The sequence below is a fragment of the Exiguobacterium oxidotolerans JCM 12280 genome, assembly GCF_000702625.1.
Classification (GTDB): domain Bacteria; phylum Bacillota; class Bacilli; order Exiguobacteriales; family Exiguobacteriaceae; genus Exiguobacterium_A; species Exiguobacterium_A oxidotolerans.
The window spans coordinates 1,093,185-1,119,363 of sequence record NZ_JNIS01000001.1; the positions used below are offsets into that span (position 1 = coordinate 1,093,185).

Annotated in this window: 26 protein-coding genes and 1 pseudogene; 5 read left to right on the forward strand and 22 right to left on the reverse strand. The window is 48.2% G+C overall.

Annotation, left to right across the window (positions count from 1 at the left end; all coding sequences use genetic code 11):
- Positions 1-11 precede the first annotated feature (11 nt).
- From P403_RS0105560 to P403_RS0105610, 11 genes are read right to left on the reverse strand one after another with little or no spacing between them, the layout of a single operon-like run.
- Positions 12-1,166, reverse strand: a complete 1,155-nt coding sequence (locus P403_RS0105560) for an aminotransferase class I/II-fold pyridoxal phosphate-dependent enzyme (RefSeq protein ID WP_029331604.1) — start codon at positions 1,164-1,166, stop codon at positions 12-14.
- A complete protein-coding gene (locus tag P403_RS0105565) occupies positions 1,163-2,230 on the reverse strand; it encodes a lipid II:glycine glycyltransferase FemX (protein WP_029331605.1) in 1,068 nt (355 codons plus the stop codon). Before P403_RS0105565 ends, P403_RS0105560 begins: the two co-directional genes overlap by 4 nt.
- Positions 2,211-2,831: a sugar transferase gene (locus tag P403_RS0105570; protein ID WP_029331606.1), complete on the reverse strand. Its 621-nt coding sequence runs from the start codon at positions 2,829-2,831 to the stop codon at positions 2,211-2,213. Before P403_RS0105570 ends, P403_RS0105565 begins: the two co-directional genes overlap by 20 nt.
- A gap of 15 nt (positions 2,832-2,846) precedes the next feature.
- Positions 2,847-3,956 (reverse strand): glycosyltransferase family 4 protein, encoded by a 1,110-nt coding sequence (locus P403_RS0105575; RefSeq protein WP_029331611.1) that lies wholly within the window; start codon positions 3,954-3,956, stop codon positions 2,847-2,849.
- The gene (locus P403_RS0105580) at positions 3,944-5,287 is read right to left on the reverse strand and encodes a nucleotide sugar dehydrogenase (protein ID WP_034800950.1); all 1,344 of its coding nucleotides are present in this window, start codon (positions 5,285-5,287) and stop codon (positions 3,944-3,946) included. Before P403_RS0105580 ends, P403_RS0105575 begins: the two co-directional genes overlap by 13 nt.
- A gap of 12 nt (positions 5,288-5,299) precedes the next feature.
- Positions 5,300-6,649 carry a phenylacetate--CoA ligase family protein gene (locus P403_RS0105585; RefSeq protein WP_029331615.1) on the reverse strand — a complete coding sequence of 450 codons (1,350 nt, stop codon included), beginning with the start codon at positions 6,647-6,649 and terminating at the stop codon, positions 5,300-5,302.
- Positions 6,639-7,676, reverse strand: a complete 1,038-nt coding sequence (locus P403_RS0105590) for an NAD-dependent epimerase (RefSeq protein WP_029331617.1) — start codon at positions 7,674-7,676, stop codon at positions 6,639-6,641. The genes P403_RS0105585 and P403_RS0105590 overlap by 11 nt, the downstream gene beginning before the upstream one ends.
- Positions 7,666-8,958, reverse strand: a complete 1,293-nt coding sequence (locus P403_RS0105595) for a hypothetical protein (protein ID WP_029331619.1) — start codon at positions 8,956-8,958, stop codon at positions 7,666-7,668. The genes P403_RS0105590 and P403_RS0105595 overlap by 11 nt, the downstream gene beginning before the upstream one ends.
- Positions 8,959-8,971: 13 nt before the next feature.
- Complete coding sequence (locus P403_RS0105600; protein ID WP_029331620.1) at positions 8,972-10,234, reverse strand: oligosaccharide flippase family protein; 1,263 nt, start codon at positions 10,232-10,234, stop codon at positions 8,972-8,974.
- Between the two features lie 12 nt (positions 10,235-10,246).
- The gene (locus tag P403_RS0105605) at positions 10,247-12,109 is read right to left on the reverse strand and encodes a polysaccharide biosynthesis protein (RefSeq protein WP_029331621.1); all 1,863 of its coding nucleotides are present in this window, start codon (positions 12,107-12,109) and stop codon (positions 10,247-10,249) included.
- A 21-nt stretch (positions 12,110-12,130) separates the two neighbouring features.
- Entirely contained in the window at positions 12,131-12,772 is a 642-nt protein-coding gene (locus P403_RS0105610) for a YveK family protein (protein WP_235195247.1), read from the reverse strand.
- Between the two features lie 334 nt (positions 12,773-13,106).
- Between P403_RS0105610 and P403_RS0105615 the strand changes: the two genes are divergently transcribed.
- Both P403_RS0105615 and P403_RS0105620 read left to right on the forward strand, forming a co-directional pair.
- Complete coding sequence (locus P403_RS0105615; protein WP_029331623.1) at positions 13,107-14,396, forward strand: O-antigen ligase family protein; 1,290 nt, start codon at positions 13,107-13,109, stop codon at positions 14,394-14,396.
- Positions 14,397-14,427: 31 nt separating this feature from the next.
- Complete coding sequence (locus P403_RS0105620; RefSeq protein WP_029331624.1) at positions 14,428-15,186, forward strand: homing endonuclease associated repeat-containing protein; 759 nt, start codon at positions 14,428-14,430, stop codon at positions 15,184-15,186.
- Positions 15,187-15,517: 331 nt separating this feature from the next.
- On the opposite strand, the gene P403_RS0105625 is transcribed toward P403_RS0105620, so the two are convergent.
- On the reverse strand, positions 15,518-16,510 hold the full coding sequence (locus P403_RS0105625; RefSeq protein WP_029331625.1) for an ATP-grasp domain-containing protein: 993 nt from the start codon (positions 16,508-16,510) through the stop codon (positions 15,518-15,520).
- A 93-nt stretch (positions 16,511-16,603) separates the two neighbouring features.
- A complete protein-coding gene (locus tag P403_RS0105630) occupies positions 16,604-17,101 on the reverse strand; it encodes a VanZ family protein (RefSeq protein WP_029331626.1) in 498 nt (165 codons plus the stop codon).
- 352 nt (positions 17,102-17,453) lie between these two features.
- Between P403_RS0105630 and P403_RS0105635 the strand changes: the two genes are divergently transcribed.
- On the forward strand, positions 17,454-17,873 hold the full coding sequence (locus P403_RS0105635; protein WP_029331628.1) for a helix-turn-helix domain-containing protein: 420 nt from the start codon (positions 17,454-17,456) through the stop codon (positions 17,871-17,873).
- A 61-nt stretch (positions 17,874-17,934) separates the two neighbouring features.
- Here the strand turns inward: P403_RS0105635 and P403_RS0105640 are convergent, their stop codons facing one another.
- From P403_RS0105640 to P403_RS16585, 4 genes are all read right to left on the reverse strand, one after another.
- Positions 17,935-18,252 (reverse strand): hypothetical protein, encoded by a 318-nt coding sequence (locus tag P403_RS0105640; protein WP_029331630.1) that lies wholly within the window; start codon positions 18,250-18,252, stop codon positions 17,935-17,937.
- Between the two features lie 196 nt (positions 18,253-18,448).
- Positions 18,449-19,192, reverse strand: coding sequence for a hypothetical protein (locus P403_RS0105645; protein ID WP_029331632.1), 744 nt, complete (start codon positions 19,190-19,192; stop codon positions 18,449-18,451).
- The gene (locus P403_RS0105650) at positions 19,185-20,396 is read right to left on the reverse strand and encodes a hypothetical protein (RefSeq protein WP_029331633.1); all 1,212 of its coding nucleotides are present in this window, start codon (positions 20,394-20,396) and stop codon (positions 19,185-19,187) included. Before P403_RS0105650 ends, P403_RS0105645 begins: the two co-directional genes overlap by 8 nt.
- Positions 20,397-20,482: 86 nt before the next feature.
- The gene (locus tag P403_RS16585) at positions 20,483-20,629 is read right to left on the reverse strand and encodes a hypothetical protein (protein WP_157898498.1); all 147 of its coding nucleotides are present in this window, start codon (positions 20,627-20,629) and stop codon (positions 20,483-20,485) included.
- Positions 20,630-20,776: 147 nt separating this feature from the next.
- Between P403_RS16585 and P403_RS0105655 the strand changes: the two genes are divergently transcribed.
- Positions 20,777-21,649 carry a helix-turn-helix domain-containing protein gene (locus P403_RS0105655; RefSeq protein ID WP_029331635.1) on the forward strand — a complete coding sequence of 291 codons (873 nt, stop codon included), beginning with the start codon at positions 20,777-20,779 and terminating at the stop codon, positions 21,647-21,649.
- Here P403_RS0105655 and P403_RS0105660 read toward each other — a convergent pair whose 3' ends face one another.
- Together P403_RS0105660 and P403_RS16650 are read right to left on the reverse strand one after the other, a co-directional pair.
- A complete protein-coding gene (locus tag P403_RS0105660) occupies positions 21,650-22,054 on the reverse strand; it encodes a hypothetical protein (RefSeq protein WP_029331637.1) in 405 nt (134 codons plus the stop codon).
- Between the two features lie 301 nt (positions 22,055-22,355).
- The gene (locus P403_RS16650; RefSeq protein ID WP_167331091.1) at positions 22,356-22,529 is read right to left on the reverse strand and encodes a hypothetical protein; all 174 of its coding nucleotides are present in this window, start codon (positions 22,527-22,529) and stop codon (positions 22,356-22,358) included.
- Positions 22,530-22,658: 129 nt separating this feature from the next.
- Between P403_RS16650 and P403_RS16005 the strand changes: the two are divergent.
- Positions 22,659-23,240, forward strand: a pseudogene (locus P403_RS16005) (LOG family protein).
- Positions 23,241-23,285: 45 nt separating this feature from the next.
- On the opposite strand, the gene galU reads toward P403_RS16005, so the two are convergent.
- The 3 genes from galU to P403_RS0105685 all read right to left on the reverse strand — a co-directional run bounded on the left by galU (position 23,286) and on the right by P403_RS0105685 (position 26,076).
- Complete coding sequence (galU, locus tag P403_RS0105675; protein WP_029331638.1) at positions 23,286-24,164, reverse strand: UTP--glucose-1-phosphate uridylyltransferase GalU; 879 nt, start codon at positions 24,162-24,164, stop codon at positions 23,286-23,288.
- A 133-nt stretch (positions 24,165-24,297) separates the two neighbouring features.
- On the reverse strand, positions 24,298-25,251 hold the full coding sequence (locus tag P403_RS0105680) for an ABC transporter ATP-binding protein (RefSeq protein ID WP_029331639.1): 954 nt from the start codon (positions 25,249-25,251) through the stop codon (positions 24,298-24,300).
- A gap of 15 nt (positions 25,252-25,266) precedes the next feature.
- The gene (locus P403_RS0105685) at positions 25,267-26,076 is read right to left on the reverse strand and encodes an ABC transporter permease (protein WP_029331641.1); all 810 of its coding nucleotides are present in this window, start codon (positions 26,074-26,076) and stop codon (positions 25,267-25,269) included.
- Positions 26,077-26,179 lie beyond the last annotated feature (103 nt).

Genomic DNA, 26,179 nt, shown 5'->3' on the forward strand with positions numbered 1-26,179 from the left:
CTCCCACACATTCATAGCCGAACGTTGCGTCGAACATCCTCAACGATACCTTGACGAACGGAGCGAATCACGAGTGCTTGTTCCGTGAACGTCATCTGTGAGGCAGACGGTAGACAGAGTCCTTCAGCAAACAAGCGACCGCTGACATCAATCCCGTCACTTGTAATGAACGGGACATCCCGGTAGACCGGTTGCAAGTGCATCGGTTTCCAGACCGGTCGTGACTCGATGTGATCCTGTTGTAAGCGGATGATCAATTGATCCCGTTGTTCCATTCCTCCCGGTAATGTCAAAGCCGTCAACCAGCGATTGGCGCGACTCCCTTCAATCTCTGCTTGGTACTGTGTGGCGTCGAGCATGTCGAAGGCCCGCGTATATCGCTGAAAGATTTTCCGACGTGCCGCGACGCGGTCTTCGATGACTTCGAGCTGTCCGCGTCCGATGCCGGCTGAGACATTACTCATCCGGTAATTAAATCCGACTTCTGTATGTTCATAATGAAGGACCGGTTGCCGAGCTTGCGTCGAGAGATAAAACGCCCGTTCAATCAAATGCGGATCGTTTGCGACAAGCATTCCGCCACTTGATGTCGTGATGATTTTGTTGCCGTTGAACGAATAGATTCCGAACGTCCCGAATGTTCCCGTCATTCGACCGTTAATCGTCGAACCGAGTGATTCGGCTGCGTCCTCAATCAACGGAACGTCATACTCGGCGCAAATCGCACTCAACTCTTCAATCTTTGCGACGACCCCGTATAAATGGACGACGATGACGGCTTTCGGCAGGCGTCCGCGTGTCGCGGCTTGAATCATGGCTCGCCGGAGTGCCGCGGGTGACATGTTCCACGTCTCCTCTTCCGAATCAATCAGGACAGGACGGGCACCGACGTAACGAATCGGATTGACGGAGGCGACGAACGTCAACGACTGACAGAAGACGTCATCTCCCGTCGTCACACCGAGCGTCGCGAGGGCGAGATGGATTGCTGCCGTGCCGCTACTCGTCGCGAGGGCGGCTTCTGCTTTGGTATAGGAGCGCATGCCGGCTTCAAAGGCTTCGACGTTCGGTCCGAGTGGTGCGACCCAGTTCGTTTCGAGTGCTTCCGTGACGTAACGTGCTTCTTGACCACTGAGGTGTGGGATGGATAATGGAATTTGCTTCATGATGTTTCCTCCCCTCGTTGCGACAAGTGACGGATCGGTGTGCGGTAAGTCGGAAACCAGTTCGACGCTGCGGCTGACGGATTGTTTTTTAAGAAACTTCGGTTCACTTGTTCGTACGCGATGTCGTCCAGGACCGAGCTTCCGATTGAGAAGAACGTTCTGCTCCCTTCGTTAAACGAGCTTTTATATACGAGCAGGCTGTCTGTTTCATCTGGTGTGGTTCCGCCCCCGAGATGAATCGCAACCATCCCTTTCTGTTTCGCACGTCGAATCATTTCAGCAAACAAAAGATGATTCGGACGGACTTGCAATTGCTCTGGATCCGACGCCCCGAGGTGATAGTGGGCGAATCGGTCACCGTATAAGACGAGGCACCCGCCGATGATGTTCCCACCTCGTTCAGCGACGAGGAGTTCTGCGTCTAACTCCCCTCTCGTAAACTGTTCGAAGTAGGTGTGCGAAAAGTAATAGCGGGGTGCGGCATCATGCTTGTCCATCGTCAACCGATAGAGTCGTTCGAATGTCTCATAGTCCGCCTCACTGGCGTCCCGGACCGTCACGCCCTCTTTCCGTGCTTTGCGAATATTTCGTCGTGTCATTTTTGAACATCCGCCTTCAATCGTTTCGAAAGTATCCGTCAGCTCGATTGTCACCGTCCGTTGAAGTTCCTTCGTCGAACGACACCAGTATTGACCGAGTTCAACGTTTTGTAGGAGCGGATGAAAACGGATCGTTTCCGTGATGATTTGTTCCGTTTGACAGTATTCAAGAAAGTGTTGGCGAACCTCTCGGATTTGGTCGAGCGACCATAAACCGACGAAGACCGGTCCACCGTAACCGTATGGTGTCGTGATGTCGTGATATGGCGTCCCATCAATCGGTCGTTTCAAGTAGGGGTAGATCAATGTTCCGAATTCCGTCGGACAGAAGAACATCTCCGGGATGCCTACTTCTTCAAGTGCGAAGTAGGCATGTTCGTAATAACAATCGAGGCGATACTGACTGACGAGTGCGTCCCATTCGGTCGGATCATGGATGAGTCGTTCATCGCTTAATGACATCATGGGGAACACCTCCGTCAAGTCCTTTGAACTCGCCCATCCCCGTCTGATGTTCTGTCGAGTTCCCTTCGGAGGAGACGACGATTTTTACTGTCTTCATGAGAATGTAGAGATCGAGACGAAACGTTTGATGCGCCGCATACCACTGATCTTGTTCGAGCCGTTCCTGCCACGTCGTCGCGTTCCGTCCATGGATTTGTGCCCAACCGGTTAGTCCAGGCAACACGTCATGCCGCGTCATCTGCTCTTTCGAATAGTGGTTCAAGTAACTGACGAGGAGCGGGCGTGGCCCGACGAAACTCATCTGACCGCGGACGATATTGAAGAATTGTGGGATTTCATCCAAGCTGAGCCGCCGAATCCATTCCATCGCGTGCGGGATCCGTTGTTCGTCTGGGAGTAAGAGGCCCTCCGCATCCGTCTCGTTCGACATCGTCCGGAATTTATAAATTTTAAATAACTGTCCTTTATAACCAGGGCGAACTTGATTGAAGAAAATCGGTCGACCGAGCTTCGTATAAATGAACAAGGCGACGAACAGGTAAACGGGGAGTAAGATGAGAATCGCGACTAGGCTGATTGTGAAATCGAATGTCCGTTTCATGATGACTTCCTCCTTTTACATAGTCGAAAAGAGATCGAGTTGTCGTTTGATGACATCAGCTTCGTTAAAATGTTTCATCGCTCGTTCGAATCCGGCCCGGCCCATCTCCGTTGCTTGATCAGGATTGTTCACAAGATCGGTCATTCTTGCTGCCAACTGCGTTTCATCATGGACGTCGACCAAATAACCGGTCGTCCCGTCGATGACTTCTTCCCGACATCCTCGGATGTTCGTTGCGATGACCGGTTTCGCCGTCGCCATCGCCTCGATGATTGAGCGCGGGACCCCTTCTCGGTGCGATGGCAGGACGAAGGCATCGACTTGTTGTAAAAGTCGTGGCACATCTTCAACGAACCCTCGATACTCGATATTCGGAATCTCGCGTAGACGTTCGAGGAAACGATGTTTCGTCGTTTGATCCCGTTCGCTCTCCATCATTTCACCGGCGATGATCAAGCGGACGTCCGGTTCTTGCGACACGACGTTTTCAAAAGCATTCAGGAGTTCGAGCACTCCTTTTTCCTCGACGATTCGTCCGATGAACAGGAAGGTGAAAGCTTCGTTTCCTTGTCGCGCCTGTGGATAGAATCGGGTCAAATCGATGCCATTCCCTAAATGCATCAATCGTTTCGTCGCCTTAAAACGTTTTCGGTTCGCCAGTTCATAATCTTCTCCGCTTTGGAGCAGGAGGTAGTCCGTCGCGAAACGGGCGAGCCATTTTTCGACGGAATAGGTCAATTGATACGTCACCCGTCCCATCTTTTCATGAAAGTAAAAGCCGTGTGCCGTGTAGACGATATGCTTCGTCCCCGCTCGTTTCGCTGCGACCCGTCCGAGCGCTGCCGCGACAGGGGTATGGACATGGACGGCGTCATAGCGACCCGTCTTCAAAATGTGAACGATCGAGCGGATCGTTTTCCAATTACTCGTCCAGTCAATTTTCCGTTCAATCGGAATGTCATGCATCGTAAACCCTTGTGCTGCCAGCTTGTCGGAGGCGCCCGTGTCGGCACAAGCAATCCCGACATCGTGCCCTGCGTCGCGGAGCGCGAGCAGTAACGGTTGCAGCATCGTTTCCGCCGTCGTATCGAGCGCGCAGACTTGGAGAATTCTTAAAGACGCCATAAGTGCACCCCTTCCGGTTTTTCAGCTGGTGCGAGCATCCCTTTGATGTCGACGACGACACCACGCCCGACTTTGAGTAAGTGTTTGGCGAGTAGCCAGTTTCCTTCGACGTACTCTTCATGACTGACGGCGAAGATGACGACGTCGGCTGGTTTCAGTTCTGTCATGTCGAGCAGGTCGATCCCGTATTCGCGTTTCGCTTCATCCTTTTCGACAAGGCGATCGGTGACTTGGACTTCGATTCCGAACTCTTCGATCTCCTTGATTAAGTTCGCGACTTTCGAATTCCGGATGTCACTGACGTTTTCCTTAAATGAAAGACCGAGGACAGTGACGCGTGCGCCGAGGACGGGCATGTTTTGTTTGATTAGATTTTTGACGAGTGACGTCGCGATGAAGCGCCCCATCGTATCGTTGATGCGTCGTCCGGCAAGGATGACTTCCGGATGATATCCGAGCGATTCGGCCTTCATCGTCAAGTAGAAGGGATCGACGCCGATGCAGTGTCCGCCGACGAGACCTGGTCGAAACGGAAGGAAGTTCCACTTCGTCCCGGCTGCTTCGAGGACCTCGAGCGTATCGATGTCCATCCGGTCGAAGATGATGGCGAGTTCGTTCATCAAGGCGATGTTTAAGTCACGCTGTGTATTTTCGATGATTTTTGCTGCTTCCGCGACTTTGATCGATGATGCCCGGTGGACCCCCGCCTCGACGACGGCTTCGTACACTTCTGCGACGATATCGAGCGTTTTTTTATCCTGTGCCGAAACGATTTTTTTAATCGTCTTGAACGTATGTTCATGGTCACCCGGATTGATCCGTTCCGGTGAGTAACCGACGAAGAAGTCGACGCCTGCTTGAAGACCCGAAGATTCCTCAAGGACCGGAATACAATCTTCTTCTGTCGCACCCGGATAGACCGTCGACTCGTAGACGACGATGTCGCCTTTATTCAGCTGGCGCCCGACAAGTTGGGACGCCCGTAAGAGCGGCGTCAAGTCCGGTTGATTTTGTGCATTGATTGGTGTCGGTACGGCGACGATGATGAAGTCACTCGCTTGAAGTGCTGCTGCATCCGTTACATAATTGACGTCGGCATTTTTTAACGTGAACGGTGTCAGCTCGAGCGTCGCATCGACCCCTTCACGTAATTCATTGATCCGTTGTTCTTTGATGTCAAAACCGACGACACCAGTTTTTTCACCGAAAGCGATGGCGACCGGGAGACCGACGTAGCCGAGGCCGACGACGGCAATGGAACGGTTGGCGATGGGAAGTGATCGTGTTTCGGCTGTTGTCGTATCCGTGATGTGTTTGACTGCCTTATTCATGATGGATTCCTCCTATTTCATCGACTGTTTGACGATCAATGTTTTTCCATTCGGTTCTTGTTTGACTTGTTCGACGGGCTCGAGCGTAATCAACATCTCCGCTCCAAGCAGCTTTCGCATCTCGTTCAACAAAATCTTCTCGTGTTTCGGTTGGAAACGCTGATTGTCCGGGATGTAACGCAGTGTGACACGATTGAGTGCGTATTGTTCGACTTGAAGTCGTAAGACCGAGTTCGGTAATTCGCGGGCAATCGTCGTGATATCACCTTCAAACACCTTGCCCCGCTTCTCACTGACGATGAAACTCGTCCCCCGTCCGTCGATTGAAGCGACGACCGGTCCGTTCAGTCCACAGCGGCACGTCTCTTCACTGAGGGTCATCCGGTCACCAATCCGGTAACGGATCAGCGGGGTCCCGCGGGTCGTAAAACACGTCACGACAACTTCACCGTCTGTCCCGTATGGTTCGATAATGCCGGTCTCATGGTGCAGGTGCAGCTTCCGGTTTCGACACTCCGAAATGATGGGTGCTCCTTCGGATGAGCCATACTGGTCAAACACAGGTGCTGAAAAGGCTTCTTCGAGCACGGAGCGCATTTCTTCCGTCACCGTTTCCGACGTCGGGAAGATGGCGATCATCCGAAAGTCGAGCTGTTTGTTGTGTTTTAATAAATAGCGGGCGATTTCGACCATCGCTGTCGGTGTTCCGTCGAGTACAGCCGGTCGAAAACGATTCAGTTCCTCGATGTAGGCAGGAAAGTTCTCCTCTTTCATATGAAAGATTGAGAGCAACAATTGATTGAGCGGTCGGTTCTTCCGCCAAAAGATCGGTTTTTTTTGATCGACTGCCGTCAACGTCCGTCCTGTAAAACTCGCCCGCGGCATCCCGGAAAAGAACCCATGTGTTTCCTTGAAGTAATCGAGATGCGCCATTCGTTCTTGAATATCCTCGCGCATGAAAGCAACCTGGAGGGACTTCCCACTCGTCCCGCCCGTCCGTCCTCGGACCGGCGCATCGACTTCTGACATGAAGGCGTCGTTTCGCTGCCGTAACGTTTCTTTTTCAAGGATCGGAATCGTTGCGAGCTGATCAAGCGACGTAAAAGGAAGTTTGATGTCGTGCTGTCGAAAGAGTTCTCGGTAATACGGCGTATGTGCTTCGACGAACAGCAGGAACTGATTTAACCGGTCGAGTTGTTCGATCCGGTAATCCTGCGTCCGGTCTTTCTCGCGTAACTCCCGCAACATTTTTTCGTAACCCGCACCGTACCGTTCACCCATCAGTTTTTTACCATACAAAGATGTCAAAATATTCTGAATAAATATTGGAGACTTATAATAGAACTCTTCCTTAAGCGCCATCTTGGACCTCCTCCTTCAGCTGGTAATGGCCTTCATACCAATCGATGAATGCATTGACACCCGCTTCGACCGTCGTCTGCGGCCGGTAACCGATCGTCTCGAACAACGACGTGACGTCAGCGAAGCTTTCCGGGACGTCTCCTGCCTGGAGCGGCATCCCGTGTTTGATCGCCGTCTTGCCGAGCCGCCGTTCGATCAAAGCGACGAATTCGTTCAGGCGGATCGGACTGTGGCTGCCGATGTTGAAGACCCGGTACGGAACGAAGCTTCGGTCCGGTTGAGGCTGCGCCTTATCAAAGGACGGGTCCGCGACGGGTTCTGTCTGCATCAGCCGGTAAATACTTTCGACGATGTCGTCGACATAGGTGAAGTCGCGTCCCATCTCACCGTAGTTGTATAAATCAATCGGTTGACCGTTCGCGATCGCTTCCGTGAATTTGAACAACGCCATATCTGGTCGTCCCCACGGACCATAGACGCTGAAGAATCGAAGCCCCGTCGTTTTGATGCCGTATAGACTGCTGTAGGTGTGGGCCATCAACTCGTTCGCTTTTTTGGAAGCGGCATAGAGACTGAGCGGATGGTCGACCGCGTCCGTCACGGCGAAAGGCATCTTCGTGTTCGAGCCGTAAACGGAACTGGAAGAGGCATAGACGAGTTGTTCGACCGGATGATGGCGACAGGCTTCGAGAATCGATAGGAAGCCGACAATGTTCGATGTGATATAGACGTCCGGGCGATCGATGCTGTAGCGAACGCCTGCTTGTGCTGCGAGATGAAGCACGAGATCAATCTGTTCCTTCGCGAAGATGGCGTCGACGGCTGCTGTATCCTCGAGCGATACACGATAAAAGGTATAGCGTCTCGGATCGAGTTCGACTAAGCGCGCCTCTTTCAACGCCGGGTCGTAGTAATCGTTGACTTCGTCAAGTCCGATGACACGGTACCCTTCCGCTAAAAATCGCCGAGCGGCATGAAACCCGATAAACCCTGCGATACCGGTGATTAAAATCGTTTTATTCTGCACGTTGTTCGACCTCCTCAAAGTGGTGAAGCGCCTGGTAGCGAATATAATGAATCGATGTGTAGACGATCAGGAGCATCGGAAACAATTTGTAGCGGTGACGGATCGCCGTTCCGACGTTTCCTGTCCCAAGACCAAAGATGAGTGCATTGACGATGAAGAGGAGCAACATGAACAATAAGACAGCAGCGTAAGGATGGTGTTTCAAATAGCGGAAGTGCCGGATCGTCAGTGCGAACAGCAGAAGATAAACGGCAGCGTCGAAGAAGAAGATGGCGATGTTCGTCACACTGGACCATTGCCATGGGAACGGTGAGAAGAGGAAATAGATCATCCGAAGCGGTGAATAGAGAATCATGTCAAGTGGTCCCGTGACAGTCAACCCGTTCAAGTAAGCCGATCCACCACGGTCGTAACTCATCCCGCTAAAGAGTTGACCGTTTTCTGAGACGTGTGTGAATTTCGCGAACAAGACATCCTGAAAACTGTAGACGATGAAGCCGACGATCAGGACTTGCATGACCAACCGCTGTACTTTGGAAGCTTCGAAATCCATCCGACCGGTCGTATGATTATAAAAGGAGAAATAAACCAATAAGACGACGATTCCAATCGCGAGACCGGAATGGAAAATCGTACTGACGAAGTAAGCGAAGTAGGCCAGTGCCAAGGAAACGCCCGATTTATCAATCGTCCAGCGCACCATGTAATAAAGCGTATAAACAATACCGAGTGCGACGAGTTGATCACGTAACAGAATCGGCGAAAGCAACAATCCTTGAGCGAAGAAAGCGAATAACAGCGTCGACAGGAACACGACTCGCATCGGCAAACCGAGCAGCCGGAGCGTTTTCGCGAGAATGACGACGGCGACGACGCCGAGGATGACGTTAAAGTATTGCGCCAAGATCCGTTCAGGTCCGAATGCCAGATAGAAGATGCCGAGAAACTTCGAGTAACTCCCGCGAACGACTTCGTTGAACATCGATGGATCGAGATAGATTTGCAGACCTTCGAGATGGAATGCCTCCGTATCATCTCCACTGTGTGGCGGGAGCCGAAACAGCTCAAGATCGACGAACATCAATCCGAGACGTACGATGAAGGCGGTGACGAAGACGAGAAATAATGGCGTCGTCTCCGAGTTTTTGAGCAAATACCAAAGCATCAAGATGGAGTTGCCGACGAGCATCAACGTGATATAACTTTCCGGTGTCGAAAAGAGCGGCCGCAACAGTTGACTGAGCAATGCTTCGATGATCAGTAGAATGAGGATTGGCCGCATCTTTTTCCCTCCTTTAGCTACTTTGTTCAATCGCAAGCGGCAAGTTCCGCGGATAGAGCGCCCGGTAGAGCGCTGGCACCAACAAGACGATTTGCGTGACGGCACATAACGCGTAAGCCGTCGTCGCACCGTATAACCCATACAGTGGAATCAAGAAACTGCAGGCAATCAGATTGACGGCGACACTTCCGAAAATCGCAAGCGTTTGGATGCGAAATTGCTGGAATCCCGTTAGTAACGCTTGGATGACGGTCGAATTATAGAAAAAGAGCGAGGCGATCATCATCAAGACGAAAATCGTATGGTACTGCACGAATGAAGCATTGTAGAAAATCGTCAATCCCCATTTTCCGAAGAAGATGGCCCCGATGATCAACAAGACGCCGACTGCGTTTGTCATCAGCAGCATCGAGCGTGTCAGCTTTCGGAGTGCCGGGAGACTTTGTCGTTCGCCCGTCTCTGACGAAAAATTTGGTAAGAGCACGGCGACGAGCGAGTGGATGAACAAGCTACCTAAAACGAGTAAGTAAGCGATACTCGCGTAGTAACCGAGTTCTTCCGTCCCGATTGTTTGACCGACGAAGAGACGCGGGATGTTGGCATTCAAGGCAACGAGTAAGGCAACAAATCCGAGCGGGACGGCCTTGAAAAACAATTGCCGGCCCGTTTGGTAGCGATCGCTCATCGTGATATTTTCAAACCCTTGTCCAATCCGGCGGACGGTCGGTAAATCGTAGATGATCAGCATGATTAAGTTCCCAGCAATCATCGCGAGGACGAATCCGTGAATCGAATGGGTCGTAAAGAGGATCAAGGCTGCACCCGAGACGTTGATCAGACTTCTGAAAATCTTCGATAACGCGACTTCTTTGAACGCCATGTGCCCTTGGAGGAAGCCGTACGAAAGATCGGCGAACGATTCCATGTATTTATTGAGATAAACGAGTAACGTCAACAGTAAGATATCCGCTTCACCGAAGAAATAATAGACGATCAGTAAGACGAACACGCCGAGCGTCAAGAGGAAGAACCGTGTTTTGATGAAGAGCGTAAAGTTCTTCAGCCCAGCCCGTTCCGCCGTCAAAATCGTACTGGCGTTGAGCCAACAAAACATGACGATCGGTGCCGTCAAGGCGAGCGCGTAATTGAAATAACCGATGTTGAGTGGCGTGCTCCATTTGATTAAGAGCGTCAAAATCATCCATTGGTGTAAGGAATAGGCCGTATCGGCTATGAAAATCAAGTTAAAGCGTGATAACTGCCGGGGTGCTTTCATTTATCTCACCTCTCATTCTCGCGCGATCCGGACGACTTCTGGCATCGCGACCGGGCGACTGTCATTCGTCGCACCGAGCAGGTACGTCCGAAGCGCCTCTTCATCGTCGAGGCAACGATTGATTTCCCGAAGATACGGTTCGACGGAGCCGAAGGGCCGGGTCTTCCCAACTAGAATTTTCTCGAAAACCCGTTCCTCATGGACTTCTTCTTCTGCGAGCAACTCCTCATAAAGCTTCTCGCCTTTTCGAATGCCGCTGTAGACGATTGGAATCTGTTCTTCCGTAAAACCGCTCAAGTGAATCAAATTTTTCGCAAGCGTCGTGATGTTGACCGGTTTTCCCATGTCGAGGACGAACACCTCTCCTCCGCTTGCGAGGACGCTTGCCTGAATGACGAGCCGACTCGCTTCCGGAATCGTCATGAAGTACCGCGTCATCGCCGGGTCCGTCACGGTGATCGGTCCGCCTTTTGCGATTTGCTCCTTGAAGAGCGGGATGACGGAACCCCGGCTGCCGAGGACATTTCCGAACCGGACGACGGCGAACGTCGTTTCACTGTTGCGGGCGATTTGCTGGATGACCATCTCGGCAATCCGTTTCGTCGCCCCCATCACGCTCGTCGGATTGACGGCTTTATCGGTCGAAATCATGACGAATCGTTTGACGTGTGCTGCTTCCGCTGCGAGCGCGACGTTGCGTGTCCCGTAAATATTATTTTTGACGGCTTCGCGTGGATTATCTTCCATCAACGGGACGTGCTTATGGGCTGCCGCATGATAGACGAGATCCGGTTCGAACCGTCCCATGACTTCATTCAGCCGTTCCAAATCCTGAACGTCCGCGATGATGGAATGAAGGATCGTACCATCGGTCATACATTCGAGCTCCCGGCGAATCAAGTAGATGCTGTTCTCGCCATGTCCGAGGAGGATGAGCCGGTCGGGCTTAAATTTAATCAACTGGCGACAAATCTCTGAGCCAATCGATCCACCGGCTCCCGTCACGAGGACGGTCGCCCCACTGACGCTTCGTTCGATTTCCGTGATGTCGAGTTCGACCGGTTCACGACCGAGCAAGTCAGCGATCGAGACTTCGCGGATTTGATTGATTGATACTTTTCCTGACGCCAGTTCGACGAGCATCGGTAACGTATGGGCTTCGACCTTCGTCTGTTTGATGCGATTGAGTAAAGCGACCCGCTCCGTATAGGATAAGGAAGGAATCGCCAGCACGACTGCTTCGATTTTCTGTTCTTCGATGATGCATTCGAGTTGCTCGATCGTTCCGATGACGGGGACGCCGTGGATGCGCATCCCTTTGAGTTCTGCGAGATCGTCGAGTAAACCAACGACGTTCAAGATGTGCGCTTTTTTCTGCTTTAACTCTTTCGTAATCATCTGTCCGGAAGCTCCAGCCCCGATGATTAGCGTGCGTTTACCGAGCGTCCGGTCCCGTTTCAGTTGAAGCGTCCGTCCACGAATCGCTAAGCGGACAAATAAGATACCGTTCAGGACAAGTCCCGTTTGCAGGAAGACGGCGCGTTCGACGGCGAAGTCGAACAAGGCATACTCGAGTCCGAGTAAGACAAAGCTGCTGGCGACGACGACAAACAGGAGGACACCTAACTCCCTTAGACTCGCATAACGCCAAACGATTTGATAAAAGCGCATCCAGTGGGCGACGAGTGTTAGGGCGACCCATTGAATCAATGCGATTTCAATCGCATTCCGTAAATCGAACTGAACGGTCAGGTGAAGGGGATTGAAGAAGTAGAAGGTGACGACGGTTGCGGCGGCGATAATCAGTGCGTCGACCCCGCGTAAAAGTCCGATTTTCATATGGCGACGATACTGATGCAATGGTGGTGCTTGCATGACTGCTCCTCCTTCCCCGAATCATGAGTGTGGACGGCTGACGGCTTGTGGATAGGATGCATCATCTTTCGTTGATTCAGTTGCTGACTTCTTTCCTAGTACACGGGAATAGACGATTAGTAAGCCGAACATCAACCCGAGTACACCGCCGATCGCCGTGTTCATCAAGATGTTCGGAGACATCGGTTTCGTCGGAATCCGTGCCGTCGAGAAAACTTCCGTACTGCTCGTATTGATTAACTGAGGCAGGTAATCTTGGAACACTTCTGTCATCGTGTTCGCTTGGATGGCAGCTTGTTCAGCTGATCCATCTGTAATGGATAAGGCGATGACTTGAGAATCAAGGTTACTCGACACCGTCAAGCGATCGGTTAAATCGAATAGACGCTTATCGGTCACACCCATCTTTTGGGCGACTTGATCGACGACTTCCGGACTCCGAAGAATATCTTGATAGGTACTGACGAGTGACGTCGAGGAAGTCGTGTCACTACTCTTTTGCGGTACGACGAGGATGTAAGCTGTTGCTTCATACGTAGGTTTAATGACGTACGTGCTGATCAGGTAACCGGCACCCGCAAACAAGATGGCACAGACGATGAGGATCCACCAGCCCTTTTTCAATGTCATCAAGTGGTCTGCGAATGTTCTTTTTTGATGCATGGTATTCACATGGTTCACCTCTTTCTTACCTTGAACGTCGGAGGGTCATTGGTTATGACTTCACCTTATTTCCAAACGACTACCAAAACAATTAGAGCTTGGTGGAAATGATTAGTTTTTTTTCAGTAGTCGTTGTGCATGCGTATCATTACATCATCGAAAAATATCGTTTCACGAAAAAAAGACGATTCACAGAAAAATAATCGTCGTTTCTTCAAAAACATTCATCTTATCCGCATAAATATCGTTTATTTACGGGTAAATACCAATTTGATGATTAAAAAGTCGCATAATCGGTAATAAGTCCTATATGAAGGGTGGATAGACTTTAGAAATGATGTTAAAATCCGTCAATATACCTGAATCAATTGTCTTATTCATCCTATTGCTATTTGTGACGATTGATTTGTGGACGCGTCCGTTACGCTTTACGGATGAAGTCTTACCGGAGCATTGGAACGTCGTGACCGTCTTTTTGTACCCGTTACTCTTTCTCATTTTTTATATCGTGTCCCGTCCGTTATACTTTCCGTTCCGGTCTCGTTCGCATCGACTCATCCTCGTCTTTTTGAGTTATTTGACATTACACACTGTCTTTTTTTTCTCTCGTCCCGCGACGGATGCACCTTTTTCACTCTTCTTTCTTTTGACGACATGGATGTTTCTGATCATCGTCCTATCACTCTCTTCTCCGCTTTTCACTCACTGGCACCGGTTCTTATTTCTCATTCTCTTTTATCAGGCACTATTCTTAGCGAGTTACGCCCTGCTCGTCTCGTTTGGACAATCCTACATCCCAATCGACAACTTGCAGTGGTTACGGATTGGTCCGATTGCGCTTCCACAACTCTATGTCGGGGAGCAAGGTAGCTTTCTACGCTTAGCCAGCTTGACGAACAATCCGAACGCATTTGCTGCTTGGCTTGTTCCTGGTGGATTGATTGCTTGGATTGCGGTCCTCCGTTCCATCACGACGAGTGCCTGGCGCCGTCTCTTCTTCTCCGGCGTTTCGCTGGCATTGATATTCGGAGGGCTGTTAACAAGTGCTTCGCAAACGGGCATCTATTCTTTTTTTCTACTCATTTTGTTGACGACCGTTCTATTGTTACCTTCGCGGCGACTACGTCTTCAGGTCAGCGCCTGTTACATCACCGGAATCGCAATTGTGTTTGGCGCCCTGGCGCTAAAGCCGGGACTCCTCCTCCGTTTAGTCAGTTTGAATGGTCGCCTTGATCTTTGGCAGGCGGGACTCGCAGCTTCAGCAGATCGTTTTTGGGTCGGTCATGGTTTTGGCGCCGCAACGACCGGCTTATCTGAGCAATTGGGAGAAGAGACCCTTTACACGTTTCACAGTACGCCGATCGTTTTCCTCTATGAGTTCGGCATCATCGGGTTACTCCTCTACGTGTTATGTTTTAGTTTCATCTTATTTCGTTTAATTCGGAATTATCGTTTTGACGACGTCGAGTCGCTCACACTTCTACTGCTCATCTTCTGGTTGTTGTTACTTCAGTTTACAGAAAGCATCCTGATTCGACCGGGCGGCTTTTATTTCATCTGGCTCAGTCTACTCGCATACGCGACATTCCGTCGCGATACACCAACAGACAGTACCCACACCTAGACGAACACCTACACGAAAGGGGTATGACATCATGAAGAAATGGACAGAACAACAAGTGATCGATAGTTTGGTCGAGGCAAGTCTTGCCTCACCTGCGTTAGACGCTAAAACATATGCCCGCTGGTCCAGTACTAAAGAAGTACCTTCGATCACGACGATCATCAACGTCTTCGGTTCATGGCGCGAAGCATTGCATGCAGCAGGACTTTCATCGATTCGTCCCTACTTTTCCGATGAAGAAATCTTGACGTTCATCAAAGAAGCCTCGAACCGCCTTCATCCGTTTCATAGCAACAGTTATCGTGAATGGGCGAAAGCGAAACAGGGTCCTTCCTTAACGTTAATCAACCTTCGTTTCGGGTCATGGTCACGGGCCCTTGAGGAAGCACATATCGAGATGACACGCTCCGTCTGCATGACGGAAGAACGCATCATCAATGCGCTCCTCGAAGCATCGGACGTCCTCCCGCGTCTGACGACCCAAACCTATTCGATTTGGGCGCAAGAAAATGGGCATCCGACGGTCGCGACGATTGCCCGAAAATACGGCTCGTGGGTCGATGCCCTCGCGTGCCTCGATATCGCGCCTCCCCGCCGGAAATGGGTCGAAGAAGATGTTCTCAACGCCTTAAAACAAGCGCAAGCTGAACTTCCTTCCTTCAGCATCATCCATTACCGGAAGTGGGCTGAAGGAAAATCTGTCCCGAGCACTTCAACGATCAATGCCCTCTTCGGAAGCTGGACGTCTGCTGTTCAGTGCCTCAAGCGTTCCCGTGTCTCGCTCTCATAATTCCATTTAAAAACGGGTCTGGCTCAATAGAGATCAAAGCTTTCGTATGTATAACGTAGAGACGCATCAAGACATCAGGAACGAGAAAAAGACGAATCGAAAACGCCGATGGCTCCGTAGAAAAAACGGAAACATCGGCGTTTTATTTTATATGCGGGACGGAACACGCGTTTACATATCTGCATGAATTTTCTTCCCTACGGCACAGCTCAAAGCTTCGCTTTCAGCATGTTCACGCTTATGACGCGTGAACATGCGATATCGAGATACAATTAGTTCGCGCTTCCATCACTAAGATTTCGGAACGACGTAGGAGCCATCCTCCGTCTTTTTAGTATTTCGTTTGTTCAAACTGTGCCGCCGATACGAGTGTCAGCGTATCGTGCTTCATCATATAGAGGTTTTCCTGATAGTGACCGATATCCGGTTGATTGACGAGCCCGCATAAATTGCGCCAGACTTGAGCGGGGAAGTTGACACCACATGCATAGGCATGGGGATACCCGCCGCCGAAGCGGGGATTGATTTCCGATAAGTAGAGCGTCCCGTCGACATCGAAAATATCGAAATCGAGCGGACCGACCAGTCCAGAACCGGCGAGGACGCGCTCGACGAGTTCGAATACATCGGTCCGGAGGACGGAGCGACTTTTATCCGTCTCTCCGGCTCGCATCGCCAATTTTTCTTTGATGAAGATGGACGTGACTTCATGAGACAGTAGATCGACGTAGACATCGACGCCGAGTTCAGGCCCGTCAAGAAATTCCTGCACGATCAAGCCGGGGCTCTGTTCAAATAATCGTTCGACTTCTTCTAATGTCTCGACGCGTCTTACGGCGATACTCGCACTCCCGTTGCGTGGCTTGACAAAGACCGGAAAACCAACTTCCTTGAGTGCGACCGCTTCACGAAACGACGTGAGGGCATGATACGTTTTCGCATGCGGGATGCCTTGCAAGGTACAGTGCTCGAACATCGCGTACTTATCAAAACAAAGCAGACACGACGATGGCGGAGAAACGATGACCGTGACACCGATTGCTGCAAACCGTTCCGTCGCTGTCGCGAGCAACTCGAGTTCAGGGTCGATTAACGACAACAGGGCCGTCACCTGCTCGCGTTGACACAGTTCCAATAAATGATCGATGTAATCCGGCTGATCAATCTTCGGGACGATATGGTGGTTCGGTGCCATATAGAGTGCCGGTGCAAGTGGATTACAGTCTGCGACGCTGACCGCCCCCTCCCGAAACTCCTGAACGAAGTATTCGACCAGCTTCGCACGACGACCGGCACTCGTAATCAACAGATGAGGTCTCTTCATGTTGTCCGCTCCTTTTTATATGATGTTCCTAAAGGATTCGCTTTTGCTAGACAAGACTCCTTCTAAAAAAAACGTTGAACTGCGACAAAAGTCTCAAGACAGTCTGATCAGTTGCTCCGCTCGACGTTTTCTCCGAATGAATCGATACAATACAATACCAATTAACGCACCTGTACCATCTAATAAGACATCCTGAATCAACCCGGTTCGTCCGCCTGTTACAATTTGATGGAATTCATCAAAGACAGCAATCGTGATTGCCAACGTATAGGCGAATAAACCCACCAATACATAGGGACGCAACAAGCGAACGGTCAAGTCGACCAAGGCAAACCCGAGTACAATGAAAATCGATAAGTGTGCTGCTTTTCGAATAAAGAATTCGACAAAACCGGATGCACCAAGCGCTTCAACACTGACTTCTCCGTGATAATCAAATGAGATGAAGCGAAACGCCTCCACAAAATCCAAATTAAAATAACGGGACAGCCCGGGCTTTAACGATTGCTCTTCATACGGCATCGAACTCGAAATAAATAAAATAATTAGAATAGCCAAGGTGATGTAACCGGACCAAGGAATTTTACGCATATAACTCGTCCTCCTTATTCAATACGCTTCTAGAATACCATGAGTTCTTCTTGAATTTCTCAGTTAATCGATGGAACAATTACTGTTTAGAGACCCTTTTAGTTACATAATTATGTAATTTGAATTACTAAAAAACTTTTTTTTACATTTGATAGGTTTGCGATATACTAGAAGTGGTTATTTAGTACTATAGAAGTGCTATGAGAAGTAGGAATTGTGATTCACAGATAAACATATATAATTCCTACCCACTTCCTAGCTACTCGATCGATAAATCGATTACATCCTAAAAAAAGGAGGTGAAGGATGTCCCTCTCCTGACTAACGTCTTGAGCGTCTGACAACCTATAACATGAACCGAGCTCTCGGGAAAAAAATCATGCAACTACGAAAACAGCACAAGTATACACAAAAGTATCTCGCTGAGCGATGCGGTGAATCGACGACCTCGATTTCTGCCTATGAACGCGGACAACGGATGCCAAGCACGCAATCACTTGAACGGCTCGCCATCGCCCTCAACACGACTGTGATTGATTTGGTTGATCCAGAGCACGTCCAGCATCCGACCCTTAGTGATTTTATGAGCCAATCGCTCGAACCATCGAAACCAATCGACTTTAAGTTTGTCCTCGAAGATATACTCGTCCACCTCACACTCTCGAACGAAGTTTACTTTAACGGTCGGTTACTATCACATGAAGTCCGTGAAGAGATGGCTGCCTCTGTCAATCAAGCTCTACAGCAAGGTCTCGAATCAATCGAAGTCTAAAAAACACGATGAGAAGTAGACAGGAGCCATTCCCGTGCACTTCTCATCGTGTTTTTTTAGTTCAATCCGGCTTGACGATATGATGAATGTACAACGTTCCCTCTTCATATGTGGCTTCTAGCAACCGACTAAAAAAAGAAGACTCGTTACTCTTTTCCGCAAGAAAAACCCGCTCGAACTTTTGGTGGGCTTGTTCAACGAAGCTAAATTTTAATTCCCGCTTCTTCGATTTAAACGTCAGATATGTGCCGATTTGACCGAATGCATCCGGAAAGGTTTGCTCTTCCATGAATTGAAACGTTTCTTCCGGAAATAAGGTAGAGATGAATTCAAAACAGCTGGCTTGCATAGTCCGTGATTGTGCCATTTTTTTATCCATGACGTATTGATCCTCCGAATTTCATGATGGCTGCCCTTAGGTGATGAACTAATTTAAATAATACCCTGACTTTAGACCCATTCAAACTAATATTTAAAATATTTTTTTAATCATTCTTTACTAAAAAGTCTAATCTGTACTTTAATCCTTAAACAAAAACAAGGGAGCAGATTATTAATCTGCCCCCTGTTGAAATTCATCCTAATTTATCAAATTCTAAGATGTGTACGGTTTTCCCAGCATAGAGTGTACGTCCTGCATATTTCGACAGTTTCGCGAATTCAAAGAGAGTGGTTGGTTCATAGAGATGCTCGACGGCATAACTGACTTTCTCATCCTGATCAGATTTCAGGTAAAGATTTAGTATCAACCGCTCCCCCTCCACCTTCTGTCCATAGAATAGAGCACAGTCCTTTACACGTTTTGAAGCGATCGGTTGCGTCTGTTGCTTTAAATGCTTGGCATTATGAACATTCACTAACAGTTGACCATCTGTCGTCAGAAGCTGGCGGATGTTTCGGAAAAATAACAGTAATTCGCCGCGTGAATACCGGGCAACCGTCGTCCCAGGCAAAATCAGCTTCTCAAATGCTTCATACCCGACAGCGTCGATTAAATCATAACTAAGACCGTATACCTTATGCATAAACCGTGAAGAAATCCCGTTCAATCGGCTGGCTTCCGGTTCGACGAGATACAAATCATATCCTTCCTCAGATAACGTGTTGAACAAGCTCGGGTCAAACGTTCCATAAACGAGGACACGATCATTCCGATTTAAATACCGGCGATAAAATGTCAATTCATCGATTTCTGCCAGTTGCATCGTTTCCTGATGCAGACGCATGAAACGGTTATCTGCGTTGAAATCATCGAGCACGGTCACTCTCGAATAACTTCCTTTTCGTGAAAATGGTCCAAAGAGTGGAGCGTCACCCATGATACATCAACTCCTTATAGGCTTGAATGGCTGTTTCATAATCAGAACCGAGGCGTTCCGGCAATACATCGAACCGGTCTTTTTGATCGGCTTCTAAAATCCATAAAAAGACTTCATCTGTTTCAAACAGCTGGTTCGTCGTCAGTTCGAACACGAATGCCCCTTCTCGGTTTTGAATGCCAATCATCGTCAAGGGACCGAGCTTTCCAGCCGTCCGAGGTAAATCCAACTGGGTGTACGGAGTAACAAACTGACTTTCGGTCAAGAAGGCTGAGGCCAGCTGATACAGTAAAGGATACAACGCGAGTTGAAGGTTCGGCGCGATTGGTGCGAACGCTTCCCGTTGACGATGACGCAACTGACAAATATCAATCTCTTCAAGTCCGCTCAAGCAGATTTGTTTTCCGTAATCTGCACAGACGCCGTCTTTAAAAATAAACAGTCGATGGGACACGATCATCCCGGTGAGTGTCGCATAATCGAGAACCCCCATATAGTGCCCCGGGTTCGGGACACGGCTCGTCGTCTGCCACGTTTCGAAGGCAGCTTCCATATCCGTTCGACTGACGACGGCAAGGTGTGCCTTGATGTCGAACGACAGGGTATCCGAGAAGGCGACCAAGACCGGAACACGGCTCATCAGTTCGATGACCGGTAAATCGTGCCGTGTCGTTTGGTCGATGTACAGTAGGCTGTTGATCGTCATCTGATCGAATAGTGCTGGATTGATGGAACTCAGTAAACTCGTCTCTTCTGCGTAAATATGCCGGAGTGGTTGCGGATGACGAGACGTCGCATCCGGATAGACACCTGTGAATAACGACATCAACGCATCTTGTAAGGCAATCGGTTGTGAGTCAGCGAGCGGTTCTTCGAACGGTACCGTGATGCCTTCTAAAAAATACGGATCCCCAAACAAAACGTCCCCCCGGTCATTCATCAAATGAAACTGGACATGCAGCATCCGTTGTTGAAGATAGGCGACGAGTCGCATCGTCCGTTCGCCGGTCCCCCGAAGAATGAACAAATAGTGTTCAAATTCTTGAAAATCCATATAATCCAGTAAATCAAGAAACGTGTGCACATTGTAATCGTAATGATCGAACGAAAAACGATGCGACTGACAAAAAGCGATGAAGTCCGCTGTCGGTTCAAGCTGGTGGAGCCAGCCTTCACTCTCAGCGAGTACAGTAAGTCCAATCATGTTCATTCTCCTTTCATCTGAGTGTGTAAAAAAATGGCTTCAAACCGTAACGAACGGAATGAAGCCACGCCGTTAATGGACGTTTCTTAAGATGTTTTAGTGCGACGTTTCGTCACCGGTTTGACGCGTTCCATCTCCCGACTAGCCAAGGGTGCGACCGTAACCGTAGAAGCGTTTAAACACCAGCCACAAGATGAAATCGTACGTCGCGATTCTTTAAAAATGAGATTCATAGGAAATACCCCTTTCTTCCGTTTAGAATGGATAATCAAAATCGTTGACGAATTATCACAGTAAAAAGTTGGTTTTGTCCGGGCATCACTTCTATAATAAGGAGATAGACACGTAGTCGAATCCACTTGATAGAAAGGACCGAACCCATGGATCAATTCACGTCACCCCAGATTGGCCTCGCCCTTCGCCGTCTTCGCAAGAAGCATAACTTGACGCAGAAAGATCTAGCGAACGGGATTTGTAGCCAAGCGGAGATCAGTAAGATTGAGAGCGGCACACATTCACCGACGGTTGATTTGTTGTTTGCGTTATCTCGGAGATTACAAGTTCCTATTACAGTATTTTTGAATCAAAATCAGTATATAGACTCTATTGGAATCACAGATGAGAGGTTACTAATACTTTTTCAAAATCAAGAATACGAATTAATATATAAAGAAGCTAAAGAGATAATTAAAAGCTTAAAAAACGATGAAGAGTTAACTTCTCTTTATTCATATTATTTTCAGATTTGCGCATATAGAATGAATAAAATTGACTTCAGAACTTGTATAGTAGAACTTCAACTTTTAACAGATAAATATACGAAGCTTTATTATTCACCTAAGATGGTACTTCGATTAAAATCCGCTATAGCCACACTCTATTACGAAAAGAAACACTATTTACACGGATTAAAAGTATACGAAGAATTAATAGATCTTAACTTCGAAAGTGAAGAATTTATCGTAGAAAAAATAAGAATTTTATACAATACTTCGAAAGTACTTTTAGATTTAAAACGACCATCCGATGCTTTAAAGTATATTGAAAATGGTATAGTGGAATGCTTGAGGTTCAAAGATATGTCTCTTTTAGGACAACTTTATTATCAAAAGGCTTATACATTAGAATTGCTTAAATCTAGTGCTTCCGATATATCAGATTCATATAAAAAAGCGTATTTATTATTTGATATCTTAAAAATGAACGAGTATAAGCAAATACTATTGGATAAGAAGAAAAGCTTCTTAATATAATTAACCTAAAGAATTATTTGAAAGAACTACAAACTCGGCTGGTAGATCATTCTTCGCCACGTTCTTCACTGAGAATTCAGCTGGTAGATCATTCTTCGCCACGTTCTTCACTGAGAATTCGGCTGGTAGATCATTCTTCGCCACGTTCTTCACTGAGAATTCGGCTGGTAGATCATTCTTCGCCACGTTCTTCACTGAGAATTCGGCTGGTAGATCATTCTTCGCCACGTTCTTCACTGAGAATTCGGCTGGTAGATCATTCTTCGCCACGTTCTTCACTGAGAATTCGGCTGGTAGATCATTCCGAGCAGTGTTTGAAAAATCGGGAAAATTCCCTGTATTCCCCAAAACTAGAATTAGAGCCGTCGACCCTAAAAAAACACCTAATTTATTTTTCAAGTTCATGATTAATGACCTCCTAATATTTTTATATGGCTTATTGATATCATCATATAACCTTAGACCCCTTCCGAATATTCGAATACGAATATTATGCGTATTTTTCACACTTTTTACACTCCTCATTACTTTAGTCGCGGGTCATACGTCCTGAAAGTTGTGCAATTTTGACATTTAATCCACCTTTGTGTCGGAAATATGTATAAAAATAGATTTTTTAGAATATTCCTTCATACCTATTGCGTTCTTGGTCCATCAAAAAAAGCAATCTTCCTGACTAAAACATCCAGCCAGGAAAATCGCTTGTTCATTTAGAAGATCGACGCAGTGTAATGAAATAACCTACCCCTAATAGTAGAATCACTCCTAATAAAATCGTACTGATCGTCGTCCGTGTCGGTGATTCCGGTATGAAAATACCAAGCAGTAAATTAATTGCGGCAATGATGAGTACAAGCCAGACAATTGTTTTAGGTCTCACTGGTGTCCCCTCCATTCTAATGGCGTCATCAATGTAAAGTCCCTGCTAAGAAGACGAGGTCACTTTTCAATTTCCCGCGGCGATATGGTATGTTGAGAAAAGACCAGTCTTGAAGGAGGAACGATTGTCATGAAAAAACTCGCTGTGTTTTGTGGCTCAAAAGATGGAGCATCACCGCTTTTCAAGGAAGCCGCTGCGACGCTCGGCACGGTGCTTGCGCAACAGGATTACGGACTCGTGTATGGTGGTTCGCGTGTCGGAACGATGGGTGCCGTCGCCGATGCCATTTTAGCCGCGAACGGACAAGCCATCGGTGTGTTACCACACTTTCTACAGGAAAAAGAAATCGCTCATCCGAACCTGACAGAACTCCACCTCGTCGAATCGATGCATGACCGAAAAGCAAAGATGGCGGAACTCGCGGACGGGTTCATCATCTTACCAGGTGGTCCCGGGACGATGGAAGAATTTTTCGAAGTCTTCACGTGAGCTCAGCTCGGTCTCCATGAAAAACCATGCGGCATCTTGAACATCGACGGGTACTACGATCCCCTCATCGCCTTGTTCAAGCAGATGGAAACCCAAGGATTCATCATCCCCGAGCATGCAGCGATGCTGCTCGTCGAGTCGACACCTGAAGCGTTACTCGAGCGTTTTCGTCAATACGAAGCCCCTCACGTCAAGTCCTACTTGAATACAAATCAAACGTAAACAATCTTAATCACTGTTTAAAAGAGGGGGTTCCCCCTCTTTTTTTTAAGTTTCCCACTCCGCGACGTACTTCTTCAGTAATGCTTTGACATCCTCTTGAATCTCTTCGTCCTTCAGCGCGAAGGCAAGCGTCGTCTCGACGTACCCCATCTTTTCGCCGACATCAAACCGTTCTCCTTTGATGTCATACGCGTAGACGTCCTCGATTCCATTCAAGCGTTCAATCGCATCCGTCAATTGAATCTCGCCCCCTGAACCCACCTGTTGCGTCTCCAAGTACGTAAAGATTGCCGGTGTCAAAATATATCGTCCGATGATCGCCATGTTCGACGGCGCTGTCCCTTGCGGCGGTTTTTCGACGAATTGCCGGACGTGGTACCGATTCCCGATTTGTTCAATCGGGTCAATGATCCCGTAGCGATGTGTATGCTCCGGTGCGACTTGTTGGACGCCGATGACGGAGGACGCTGTTGTCTCATACTGATCCATCAACTGTTTGAGACCGGGACGTTCTGCGACGATCAAATCATCACCGAGTAAGACGGCGAATGGTTCATTGCCGATGAAGTGACGGGCACTCCAAATCGCGTGCCCGAGACCCTTTGGTTCCTTTTGCCGGATATAATGGATTTCTGCCATCGTCGTCGAGGCGTCGACTTCTTTCAATAGCTCGAGCTTCCCTTTTTGCCGTAATATGTTTTCGAGTTCCGGTGCATGATCGAAGTGGTCTTCGATTGCCCGTTTGTTTCGTCCCGAGACGATGATGATTTGTTCGATTCCGGAAGCAACGGCCTCCTCGACGATGTATTGAATCGTCGGCTTCGTCAAAATCGGAAGCATTTCTTTTGGCATCGCTTTCGTCGCCGGCAGGAAACGTGTTCCGAGTCCCGCTGCCGGAATGATGGCTTTTCGAATCTTCTGCATCCCGCGCCCTCCTTTATACTGAATCGCCTAACTCTGTACTGTCCGTTGTATTACTTCTTTTTTTGATTCGTGTTTCCCTGTTTCCTCGACAAAAAAGACCAGTGACACAAAACGTATCACTGGTCATCGGTGTTTAAAATAAGTTGGCGATTGCATCAGTCAGTGAGGCAAACGATGGCGTTTCATCGATGACCATCACACTGCCGGCTGCGAGTACGAGCAGTCCGAGTCCGGACAAGATCCAGCCTGGATGTTTGACCGTATCTTCAGCATCGACGTTCTGCTTCCGCGGTGTCGCGTTTTCTGCTTGTTCCTTTAAGCGATCTTTGCGGTACTGGTGTTGCTCGTCTTTCGACAGTTTCTTGTATGACGTCAAGAACTGCTTATACTGCGGTACGACTTCTTTCGTCGTCCCGTCGAGTTTGACTTGACCGTACTCGAGCCAGACGACGCGCTCACAGAAATTACCGATTTGCGACAACGAGTGACTGACGAAGATGATTGTCTTTCCTTCATCCTTAAATTCATTCATCTTATCGATACAACGGTTGTAGAACGTTTGGTCCCCGACCGATAACGCTTCATCGACGATCAAAATATCGGCATCGACGTTGACCGCGATTGCGAAGCCGAGACGCGACTTCATCCCGCTCGAATATTTCTTAATCGGTTGATCGATGAAGTCTCCGATGTCCGCGAAATCGATGATGCCGGGCATCCGGCGGTCGATTTCCGCGTCGTCCATCCCGAGCATCAAACATTTGAGTCGGATGTTCTCGCGCCCCGTCAAGACACCCTTCAGTCCTTGCGAGACGGCAATGATCGCGACGTCACCATTGATTTCGACGTCTCCTTCGTTCGCATAGATGATACCGGAAATCAAGTTCGATAATGTCGACTTACCGGAACCATTGATGCCGACGAGACCGACGACTTCTCCTGATCCGATGTCGAGCGTGACGTCACGGAGTGCCGTGAACGTTTTCACACTCTTGCTTTTACTTTTGAATAACAACTTAAATTTTTCTTTCGTCGTCGTAACCATGTCAAACCGTTTCGTGACATGTTCGAGTTTTATCATAGACATAGCGATTTCCTTCCTTTAAACAAGCTCGGTGAATGATTTTCGGAACTTGATGTGTAAGTACGTTCCGGCTGTGAACAATAGAAGCGTTACGCTCCAAAAATAAAGTCCTGTTGCCCATTCCTGCCAGACCCAGTTGCCACCGAGTAAACTTGCTCGATAACCCTCAACAAGATAAAAAATTGGATTAAGACGTAGTACACCGTGTAAGACATCTGGAAAACGATCGATATTCCATAAAATTGGTGTCACATAAAAGAACATTCGCATTACTGATTGTAAGAAAAGCTGAATGTCTTTAACGAGTGTAACCAACGTTGAGAAAAGAAGTGAGAATGCATAGACAAATATATAGGTTGCTACCATATAGTAAGGTAGTTGAAATAGCTTCCACGTCATCGGGATGCCATTGAGTAGGATAACAATCAAAACTATCAATAACATTGCGAAATGTTGATACATCCTTGAGAGGATTACATAGGATGGAATGGCACTCATCGGGAACTTCATCTTCGTCACCATCGCAAGTCGAGCGTTTATTGAATTCGATCCGCGTAATAGCGCATCGTTGATGAAAAACCAAACTACAATTCCACAGAGAAGCCAAACTATAAATGGAATATTGCCATCGACGTTCTTATTCCCACGAAGTCCTACACCAAAAACAAACCAATAAATCAGGATTTGAAGACCAGGGTTAAGTAGTTCCCATAAAAGACCAAGACGTTGCTCCGCATGCGCTGACTTAATTTCATATCGTGCCAGGCGCCGAATCAATGGAAAATTCTCTATTTGTTCGCGGATGATGTTTTTCATTTCTTTCAACATAATTAAGTTCCTTCCGATCCATAAAGGTACATGTATTTTAGTTGCGTTACTTCTAGTTTAAAAATGACGACCTCAAATTCGCGATGTTATCAAACGAATCTAC

Coding starts and splice junctions, on each gene's coding strand:
- P403_RS0105625 (WP_029331625.1), bottom strand. CDS start 16,510: ATGAAGAGACCTCATCTGTTGATTACGAGTGCCGGTCGTCGTGCGAAG.
- P403_RS0105615 (WP_029331623.1), top strand. CDS start 13,107: ATGATGTTAAAATCCGTCAATATACCTGAATCAATTGTCTTATTCATC.
- galU (WP_029331638.1), bottom strand. CDS start 24,164: ATGCAGAAGATTCGAAAAGCCATCATTCCGGCAGCGGGACTCGGAACA.
- P403_RS0105655 (WP_029331635.1), top strand. CDS start 20,777: ATGGATCAATTCACGTCACCCCAGATTGGCCTCGCCCTTCGCCGTCTT.
- P403_RS0105635 (WP_029331628.1), top strand. CDS start 17,454: ATGAACCGAGCTCTCGGGAAAAAAATCATGCAACTACGAAAACAGCAC.
- P403_RS0105580 (WP_034800950.1), bottom strand. CDS start 5,287: ATGAATAAGGCAGTCAAACACATCACGGATACGACAACAGCCGAAACA.
- P403_RS0105585 (WP_029331615.1), bottom strand. CDS start 6,649: ATGGCGCTTAAGGAAGAGTTCTATTATAAGTCTCCAATATTTATTCAG.
- P403_RS0105630 (WP_029331626.1), bottom strand. CDS start 17,101: ATGCGTAAAATTCCTTGGTCCGGTTACATCACCTTGGCTATTCTAATT.
- P403_RS0105685 (WP_029331641.1), bottom strand. CDS start 26,076: ATGTTGAAAGAAATGAAAAACATCATCCGCGAACAAATAGAGAATTTT.
- P403_RS0105595 (WP_029331619.1), bottom strand. CDS start 8,958: ATGCGGCCAATCCTCATTCTACTGATCATCGAAGCATTGCTCAGTCAA.
- P403_RS0105620 (WP_029331624.1), top strand. CDS start 14,428: ATGAAGAAATGGACAGAACAACAAGTGATCGATAGTTTGGTCGAGGCA.
- P403_RS0105680 (WP_029331639.1), bottom strand. CDS start 25,251: ATGTCTATGATAAAACTCGAACATGTCACGAAACGGTTTGACATGGTT.
- P403_RS0105560 (WP_029331604.1), bottom strand. CDS start 1,166: ATGAAGCAAATTCCATTATCCATCCCACACCTCAGTGGTCAAGAAGCA.
- P403_RS0105645 (WP_029331632.1), bottom strand. CDS start 19,192: ATGGGTGACGCTCCACTCTTTGGACCATTTTCACGAAAAGGAAGTTAT.
- P403_RS0105570 (WP_029331606.1), bottom strand. CDS start 2,831: ATGAAACGGACATTCGATTTCACAATCAGCCTAGTCGCGATTCTCATC.
- P403_RS16585 (WP_157898498.1), bottom strand. CDS start 20,629: ATGAATCTCATTTTTAAAGAATCGCGACGTACGATTTCATCTTGTGGC.
- P403_RS0105650 (WP_029331633.1), bottom strand. CDS start 20,396: ATGATTGGACTTACTGTACTCGCTGAGAGTGAAGGCTGGCTCCACCAG.
- P403_RS0105565 (WP_029331605.1), bottom strand. CDS start 2,230: ATGATGTCATTAAGCGATGAACGACTCATCCATGATCCGACCGAATGG.
- P403_RS0105575 (WP_029331611.1), bottom strand. CDS start 3,956: ATGGCGTCTTTAAGAATTCTCCAAGTCTGCGCGCTCGATACGACGGCG.
- P403_RS0105660 (WP_029331637.1), bottom strand. CDS start 22,054: ATGAACTTGAAAAATAAATTAGGTGTTTTTTTAGGGTCGACGGCTCTA.
- P403_RS0105600 (WP_029331620.1), bottom strand. CDS start 10,234: ATGAAAGCACCCCGGCAGTTATCACGCTTTAACTTGATTTTCATAGCC.
- P403_RS0105610 (WP_235195247.1), bottom strand. CDS start 12,772: ATGCATCAAAAAAGAACATTCGCAGACCACTTGATGACATTGAAAAAG.
- P403_RS0105640 (WP_029331630.1), bottom strand. CDS start 18,252: ATGGATAAAAAAATGGCACAATCACGGACTATGCAAGCCAGCTGTTTT.
- P403_RS0105605 (WP_029331621.1), bottom strand. CDS start 12,109: ATGCAAGCACCACCATTGCATCAGTATCGTCGCCATATGAAAATCGGA.